Source organism: Streptomyces sp., from assembly GCF_035563135.1.
Taxonomy (GTDB): domain Bacteria; phylum Actinomycetota; class Actinomycetes; order Streptomycetales; family Streptomycetaceae; genus Streptomyces.
The window spans coordinates 1-5,851 of record NZ_DATMVN010000823.1 but is presented as its reverse complement, the minus strand read 5'-3'; the positions used below and the strand labels follow the sequence as shown (position 1 = coordinate 5,851).

The 5,851-nt window shown below is 71.3% G+C and carries 6 protein-coding genes; 3 read left to right on the top strand and 3 right to left on the bottom strand.

The genetic code is table 11. The annotated features are described in order from the left end of the window. The coding region (locus VN520_RS36510; RefSeq protein WP_325751253.1) for a hypothetical protein at positions 1-322 on the top strand (322 nt) is incomplete at its 5' end. Between the two features lie 58 nt (positions 323-380). Here VN520_RS36510 and VN520_RS36505 read toward each other — a convergent pair. The 3 genes from VN520_RS36505 to deoC are packed head-to-tail and all read right to left on the bottom strand — an operon-like array spanning position 381 to position 3,666. Beyond that, positions 381-1,283 (bottom strand): aldehyde dehydrogenase family protein, encoded by a 903-nt coding sequence (locus VN520_RS36505; protein WP_325751252.1) that lies wholly within the window; start codon positions 1,281-1,283, stop codon positions 381-383. Further along, positions 1,276-2,712 carry an aldehyde dehydrogenase family protein gene (locus tag VN520_RS36500; RefSeq protein ID WP_325751251.1) on the bottom strand — a complete coding sequence of 479 codons (1,437 nt, stop codon included), beginning with the start codon at positions 2,710-2,712 and terminating at the stop codon, positions 1,276-1,278. Before VN520_RS36500 ends, VN520_RS36505 begins: the two co-directional genes overlap by 8 nt. A gap of 6 nt (positions 2,713-2,718) precedes the next feature. Beyond that, positions 2,719-3,666: a deoxyribose-phosphate aldolase gene (deoC, locus tag VN520_RS36495; protein WP_325751254.1), complete on the bottom strand. Its 948-nt coding sequence runs from the start codon at positions 3,664-3,666 to the stop codon at positions 2,719-2,721. A 135-nt stretch (positions 3,667-3,801) separates the two neighbouring features. On the opposite strand from deoC, the gene VN520_RS36490 reads away from it, so the two are divergent. Next, on the top strand, positions 3,802-4,440 hold the full coding sequence (locus tag VN520_RS36490; protein WP_325751250.1) for a PH domain-containing protein: 639 nt from the start codon (positions 3,802-3,804) through the stop codon (positions 4,438-4,440). A gap of 423 nt (positions 4,441-4,863) precedes the next feature. Then, complete coding sequence (locus VN520_RS36485; protein ID WP_325751249.1) at positions 4,864-5,775, top strand: intradiol ring-cleavage dioxygenase; 912 nt, start codon at positions 4,864-4,866, stop codon at positions 5,773-5,775. Positions 5,776-5,851 lie beyond the last annotated feature (76 nt).

Sequence of the window (5,851 nt, the reverse complement as noted above, 5' to 3'; positions counted from 1 at the left end):
CCAGGCCGCGCCGCTGCCCGCCACGCCCGCGACCGGCGCCGACACCGCCGACAGCACCCTGGGAGCGGTCGTCGACGCCGCCGCGCCCGCACTGACCAGCGCGCTCGGTCACGGGCTCGCGGGGACCGTCAAGCCCGTGACCGACCTCCAGCTCGACCCGCTGGCCGGGACCGGGGTGGACCCGCTGGACAACGCGATGGGCGCCCAGGTCGCCGACTTCAAGCCGGTGACCACCGCGGTGGTCACCGACCCGCTGACTAGCGGTGCCGCTCTCGGTGATCTGCCCGTCATCGGGACGGTGACCGGCCTGATCACCGGCTGACCTGCCCTGCGCATGCGTGTGGGGCCGCCCATGAGGCGGCCCCACGACGCCCTGGGAGTCAGTACGAGGAGCCGGAGGCCCCCAGTGCACCCGTCGGGTGCCAGACCGTCTTGGTCTCCAGGAAGGCCGTCAGGCGGTGCGTGCCGGGATCTGCCGACCAGTCCGCGCCGTCCCCTGCCTGCGGACGGCGGACCCGCTTGAGATTGTCCGCCGCGGCGATCTCCAGCTCCTTCGCCAGAGCCGGGTCTCCCGCCGCCCCCGTCAGATCGATGGCGTTGACGTCCTGGTGGGACGCCAGCGGGGCCGCCAGCTCCGCCGTCCTCCCGGACAGGATGTTCACCACGCCGCCGGGCAGGTCCGAGGTCGCCAGCACCTCGCCCAGCGTGAGCGCGGGCAGCGGCGCGTCGGCCGACGCGATGACGACCGCCGTGTTCCCCGTGGCGATCACCGGGGCGATCACCGAGACGAGGCCCAGGAGCGACGACTCCTGCGGAGCGAGGACCGCGACCACGCCTGTGGGTTCCGGGGTGGACAGGTTGAAGAACGGGCCCGCGACCGGGTTCGCCCCGCCCACGACCTGGCCGATCTTGTCCGTCCAGCCCGCGTACCAGACCCAGCGGTCGATCGCCGCTTCCACGACGGCCGTCGCCTGGGACTTCGACAGCCCCTCGGCGTCCGCCACCTCCCGCACGAACTGTTCCCTGCGGCCCTCCAGCATCTCCGCGACGCGGTGGAGGACCTGGCCGCGGTTGTACGCCGTGGCGCCCGACCAGCCGCCGAACGCCTTGCGCGCGGCCACGACCGCGTCACGCGCGTCCTTGCGGGAGGACTGCGGGGCGTTCGCCAGCCACCTGCCCTTGGAGTCGGTCACCTCGTACACCCGGCCGCTCTCGGAGCGGGGGAACTTGCCCCCGACGTACAGCTTGTAGGTCTTGAAGACGCGTCGTCGCCCGTCAGACATCGAGGTAGGCCTCCAGACCGTGGCGGCCGCCCTCGCGGCCGTGACCCGACTCCTTGTATCCGCCGAACGGCGAGGCCGGGTCGAACTTGTTGAACGTGTTGGCCCAGATGACGCCCGCGCGGAGCTTGTTCGCCACCGCGAGGATGCGGGAGCCCTTCTCCGTCCAGATGCCCGCCGAGAGGCCGTACTGGCTGTTGTTGGCCTTCGCGACCGCCTCGTCCGGCGTACGGAAGGTCAGCACCGACAGCACCGGGCCGAAGATCTCGTCGCGGGCCACGGTGTGCGCCTGGGTGACGCCGGTGAAGAGCGTCGGCGCGAACCAGTACCCGGCGGACGGCAGTTCACAGGGGGCCGACCAGCGCTCGGCGCCCTCGGCCTCGCCCGTCTCGACGAGCGCGCCGATCCGGGAGAGCTGCTCCGCGGAGTTGATCGCGCCGATGTCGGTGTTCTTGTCCAGCGGGTCGCCGAGCCGGAGCGTGGACAGCCGGCGCTTGAGGGAGTGCAGCACCTCGTCGTGCACGGACTCCTGTACGAGGAGCCGCGAACCGGCGCAGCAGACCTGGCCCTGGTTGAAGAAGATGCCGGTCACGATGCCTTCGACGGCCTGGTCGACCGGGGCGTCGTCGAAGACGATGTTGGCGCCCTTGCCGCCCAGTTCGAGCGTGGCCTTCTTGTCCGTCCCGGCGATCTGCCGGGCGATGGCCTTGCCGACGGCGGTGGAGCCGGTGAAGGCGACCTTGTCGATGTCCGGGTGCCCGACGAGGGCGGCGCCCGCGTCGCCGTACCCCGGCAGGATGTTGACGACGCCCTTGGGCAGGCCTGCCTGGCGGCAGATGTCGGCGAAGAACAGCGCGGACAGCGGAGTGGTCTCCGCCGGTTTCAGCACCACCGTGTTGCCGGTGGCGAGCGCGGGGGCGATCTTCCAGGCCAGCATCAGCAGCGGGAAGTTCCACGGGATGACCTGGCCGGCCACACCGAGCGGACGCGGGTTCGCGCCGTACCCCGCGTGATCCAGCTTGTCCGCCCAGCCCGCGTAGTAGAAGAAGTGCGCGGCGACGAGCGGGAGGTCCGCGTCACGCGTCTCCCTGATCGGCTTGCCGTTGTCCAGGGTCTCCAGGACGGCCAGCTCGCGCGAGCGCTCCTGGATGATCCGGGCGATCCGGAACAGGTACGTGGCGCGCTCGGAGCCGGGCAGCGCCGACCACTTCTCGAAGGCCCTGCGGGCCGCCTTCACGGCCCGGTCCACGTCCTCCGTGCCCGCGCGCGCGACCTCGGAGAGCACTTCCTCGGTGGACGGGCTGACCGTCTTGAAGACCCTGCCGTCGGCTGCCCCGGTGAACTCACCGTCGATGAACAGGCCGTACGAAGGGGCGATGTCGACGACGGAGCGGGACTCCGGGGCCGGTGCGTAATCGAATGCGGATGCCATGGCGTATCAGTCCACCGTCACGTAATCGGGGCCGGAGTAACGGCCGGTGCTGAGCTTCTGACGCTGCATCAGCAGGTCGTTCAGCAGGCTGGAGGCGCCGAAACGGAACCAGTGGTTGTCCAGCCAGTCCTCGCCCGCGGTCTCGTTCACCAGGACGAGGAACTTGATCGCGTCCTTGGAGGTGCGGATGCCGCCGGCGGGCTTCACGCCCACCTGCACGCCCGTCTGCTCCCGGAAGTCGCGCACGGCCTCCAGCATCAGCAGGGTGTTCGCCGGGGTGGCGTTGGTCCCGACCTTGCCGGTCGACGTCTTGATGAAGTCCGCTCCCGCCAGCATCCCCAGCCAGGAGGCCCGCCGGATGTTGTCGTACGTGGACAGCTCGCCGGTCTCGAAGATCACCTTCAGCCGTGCGGAGCCGCACTCGGCCTTCACGGCGGTGATCTCCTCGTACACCTTGAGGTAACGGCCGGAGAGGAAGGCGCCGCGGTCGATCACCATGTCGATCTCGTCGGCACCGGCCGCCACCGCGTCGCGGACGTCCGCGAGCTTGACGTCCAGCGCGGCCCGCCCGGCGGGGAAGGCGGTCGCCACGGACGCCACCTTCACCCCGGAGCCGGCCAGCGCCGCGACGGCGGTCGCCGCCATGTCGGGGTAGACGCAGACGGCCGCGGTGCGCGGGGTCGTGCGGTCGGTGGGGTCGGGGTTGACGGCCTTGGCGGCGAGGGCCCGGACCTTGCCCGGGGTGTCCGCGCCTTCCAGCGTCGTCAGGTCGATCATCGAGATGGCGAGATCGATGGCGTACGCCTTGGCGGTCGTCTTGATCGAACGGGTACCGAGGGCGGCGGCGCGCGCTTCGAGGCCGACGGTGTCGACGCCGGGCAGCCCGTGCAGGAAGCGGCGCAGCGCACTGTCGGACGCCGTCGCGTCGGAGAATGCCGGAGCAGTGGTGGGCATGGTCACCACATGAGCATATCTACGCGCGTAGCGACCTGTACAGGGCCCCTTTCCGTTCCGGGCCTTCCGCAGGGCTTCCACGAGCCTTCCGCGGGCCGGGGCGGGCCGCTTCTCGTCGTCAGGCAGAATCGACGCATGACGAGCCCCACACCCCCCGCCGAGCCCGCCTACGCCGACCGGACCTTCCGGTCGGGCGCAGGGCTGGTCAGCGGCGTGCTGCTGATCCTGCTGGTCGGCTGGATCGGCGGCGACGCGGTGGTCCGGGGCAAGGGGTGGGTGCCCTGGCTGGCCCTGGCCGCGCTGCTGGCGGTGGTCCCGCTGATCGTGGCCTTCACCCTGCGGCCGGCCGTCTTCGCGAACGAGGAGCGGATCCGGATCCGCAACCCGTTCCGCACCGTCGTGCTGCCGTGGACGGACGTCTCCACCGTGCGCGCCGCCTACTCCAGCGAGATCTTCACCCACGGCGGCGCCAAGTATCAGCTGTGGGCGGTCCCCGTGTCGCTGCGCGAGCGCAAGCGTGCCGCGAGGAAGGCCACCCAGCAGGCGCACGACGACCCCTACGGCCGGGCCTCGGTGCACGCCGACGTCCGCGACACCCAGGCCCGGGTGGCCGCCGCCGACCAGGCGGTGGGCGACCTCAGGGAGCTCGCCGAGCGGGCCGCCGGCCGGAAGGACCAGGGTGCGACCACCGCGTCGGTGCGCTGGGCCTACGAGGTGATCGCCCCCGCCGTGGTCGGCGCCCTGCTGCTCGTGGTGCTGCTCGCGATCGGCTGACACACCGCACCGATGGCCACCGGGCGCTCTTCCTGACCGGGAGAGCGCCCGGTGCGTCGGGGGCCGTCCCGTGAACGACCACCGAACGGGCGGGGCGGATCGACCGGCTCGGTGCCGGTGAGCCGTGGCGCGAGGGGGCCGGTCGCGGGGCCGCTGCCGCGGGCCGGCCGCGAACGGGCGCCCTCGCCGTGCTGGCGCCCGCATCCACCGTTCCCGGACACACGGATGCAGTACCGCCGCGCGGGCGAAGATTTCCGGCAGGGCCGGGCCGGCCGGCTGTGCACGACACGGGGACGGCGGGAGCCGACGGCTCAGGAGGCCTGGCCCCCGGGTTCGATTCGGACGTTATGGGTGGATTTCTGCCAAAGTGGGCGTCGATGGTCGATCAACGTGACCCAGCCCAGCGGAAGGGAGTCGGTAAGAATGACCCAGAACGGTGCGCAGTCCCCGAGGAAGACATCACGTCGGCAGGTGCTCGTCGCCGGGGGGGCGGTGATCGCAGTGGCCGGTACAGGCGGTGCGCTGGCCGTGAACGCGCTCAGCGGCGGCGAAGAGGCACCGGTCAGGACGAAGGGGGGCGAACCCTCGGCCGGCGCAAGCTGTTACCGGTTGAGCGAGGAAGCCATCGAGGGCCCCTACTACATCGACGCGGACCGGATCCGCGCGAACATCACCGAGGGCAAGAAGGGCGTACCTCTCACCCTGGCCATCAAGGTGATCGACTCCGAGACGTGCAAGCCGGTGCGGGACGCGGCGGTCGACATCTGGCACTGCGACGCGCTCGGCATCTACTCCGGGTACGAGAGCGTGGGTTCCGCCCTGCCCTCCGGCATGGCCACCGAGTCGGCGCCCGCGGACGACGGCAGCGACGACGGCAGCGACATGCACGTGAAGCCCACCGACGACGCACGCTACCTGCGTGGCACCCAGCGCACCGACCAGGCGGGCAAGGTCCGCTTCACCAGCATCTTCCCCGGCTGGTACGAGGGCCGGGCCGTGCACATCCACATGAAGGCGCAGGTGGACGGAACCTGGACCGAGGGCGGCTACGAGGGCGGCCGGACCTGCCACACCGGACAGCTCTACTTCGAGGAGGAGGCCGTCCTGGCCGTCGCCGAGAAGACTCCGTACTCGGGTAACACCGTCAAGCGCGTCACGCTGCCCGAGGACATCCTCTACGACGACAGCGGCGCCACGGGTGGCCTGCTGACGCTGCGTTACGACAAGAAGAAGATCGCGAACGGTGTCACCGCTTCGATCACGGTGGGCGTGGACCCGGAAGCCACCAACGACGGCCACGAGCTGATCATCCCCAGCGCCCCGCCGTCGGCGTAGGACGCGGCACGGTGTGATCGGGCGAGCCGCGACGACGTCGCAGCCGAGCGGCACGCCCGGTACCGCGGAGTCCACC